This is a genomic window from Kriegella aquimaris (assembly GCF_900103215.1).
Taxonomy (GTDB): Bacteria; Bacteroidota; Bacteroidia; order Flavobacteriales; family Flavobacteriaceae; genus Kriegella; species Kriegella aquimaris.
Genome location: NZ_FNGV01000040.1, coordinates 1 through 1,734, shown reverse-complemented (window position 1 = coordinate 1,734; position 1,734 = coordinate 1). Strand labels below are relative to the sequence as shown.

At 34.5% G+C, this 1,734-nt stretch carries 2 protein-coding genes; both read right to left on the bottom strand.

What is annotated here, in order from left to right:
- Positions 1-128 precede the first annotated feature (128 nt).
- Positions 129-716, bottom strand: coding sequence for a hypothetical protein (locus BLS33_RS24545; RefSeq protein WP_089895987.1), 588 nt, complete (start codon positions 714-716; stop codon positions 129-131).
- Positions 713-1,219, bottom strand: a complete 507-nt coding sequence (locus tag BLS33_RS24540) for an RNA polymerase sigma factor (protein ID WP_089895984.1) — start codon at positions 1,217-1,219, stop codon at positions 713-715. The genes BLS33_RS24545 and BLS33_RS24540 overlap by 4 nt, the downstream gene beginning before the upstream one ends.
- Between the last annotated feature and the right edge of the window lie 515 nt (positions 1,220-1,734).

Here is a 1,734-nt window from a genome sequence, read left to right as displayed (position 1 = left end):
TAATAAAAGATAAACCAAAACTAAAAGCTTTTGCTAGGTAAATGACGGAAGTTAAGCGCAAGTTTGCTCCCGCACTACTCATAGCTCGGGCGTTATCTTCTATAGCTCGAAAAAAATTATTCAAACAGCTATTCCTTTAGCTTTCGAATCAATTCGTCAACCCGAACTATTCGCGGATCAATTTCATTTTTCACTCTTTTTTTATTTAAAAAATATCCATAAATCCCTACTAGGATTGCAGCTACATTGTTAAAGACAATAAAATGTATTGGCACCTTTTCCCAAACAGCAATATTAGCCAATATCATTATGGGATAAACCGGTAAAATTCCCCAATATAAATAGGTTTTAAGAAACTTCTTTTGAACTTCAAGATATTGCCTGTTCTTTTTCAGATAATCAAGATAATTTTCTTCCAAATCGCTTGGCTTAAATCTACGAACGCCTTTATACTTAATTATCAAATAAATAGCTAAAATTACTATTAATGCTATAGCTATTTTTAAAACAACAAAAGGAACCTTGAATATTACAAAAACACCAACTAAAACCCCAAATATTGCCAATGCCACCTCGAAAAGCTCCATATACTTCCACCAACGGTGTAAACGTCCTAAACTTGATTGTAATTCTATCATCAATTTAGATTTTTCAAACTTTACACGTTCTTGATTACTAGAGGATTGCCAAATTTTAATTAGTTCATCTTCTATCATAATATTTTATTTATACAATTCAACAATTTCGACTTGATTCGCTTGATTTTTACAGCTACGTGATTTTCAGATAATCCGAGAATAATTGAAATTTCCTTGTAAGCCACACACTCCAAGTAAAGCGCAACAATCGCTTTATCCGCTTCGTTCAATTCTTTCAAACATTTTCTTAAACTATTAAGTTTTTCATTTTCTACCTCGCTGTTTTCGACTGAACCTATATTGGTAAGTTTGACACTATCTAATCTTATGAAACGTTTTTGATTTTTGGTATGTTTATATTTAAAACGAAGGCAAACATTTAAGGCAATTCTGAACATCCAAGTCCCAATATTTGAATTGGCTTTAAATGTGCTCATCGACCTCCAAATATGAACCAGAACCTCTTGAAAAAGGTCTTTGGCGTCTTCATCGTCTTTAGAATAAATCGAGCAGATTCTGAATAGCTTCTCCTGATTCTGGTCTAGAGCTTTTAGAAATATGGTTTCCAGTTCTTTTTTCATTGTCAAAACTTCTCTCTACTATTTTAGTTACCCAAATCCTTTAAATATGACACTTTATTGCTAAAAAATTTCAATTAAGCAGTCAAAGTACTTTTACCCGAACTGAATTAGCTAGTTTTCGTAGATGGACTTCACTCAAACGCAACTGTTACGCGGGACTTTACTCGGACGGAATAAAACGGGAACGGAATCGAAACGTGCTTACTCTTGCGTGTCGCTACAGAAGATAACAATGGCTATAGGCAATACGGGGCTTTAGTGCTTGCTGGAAGGTAGTCGTGTAAATCAAGCCCCACAAAGCCCTATTGTTAGTTTTTATGGTTAATTTTAAAAACGAAAACAGGGCTTTGCTATTTGCGAGACGGAAAGGTGTTTGCTTGAAAATCCCCCGTACTGCCCATAGCCGAGCCGTTGTGCACTATTTGGTACGATATACAAACATCCTTTACAAAGTTATAGAAACATCGTTTACACTTTTTAAGTTGCATTTGAAACCAACATTCAGATGCTATGCC

Coding starts and splice junctions, on each gene's coding strand:
- BLS33_RS24545 (WP_089895987.1), bottom strand. CDS start 716: ATGATAGAAGATGAACTAATTAAAATTTGGCAATCCTCTAGTAATCAA.
- BLS33_RS24540 (WP_089895984.1), bottom strand. CDS start 1,219: ATGAAAAAAGAACTGGAAACCATATTTCTAAAAGCTCTAGACCAGAAT.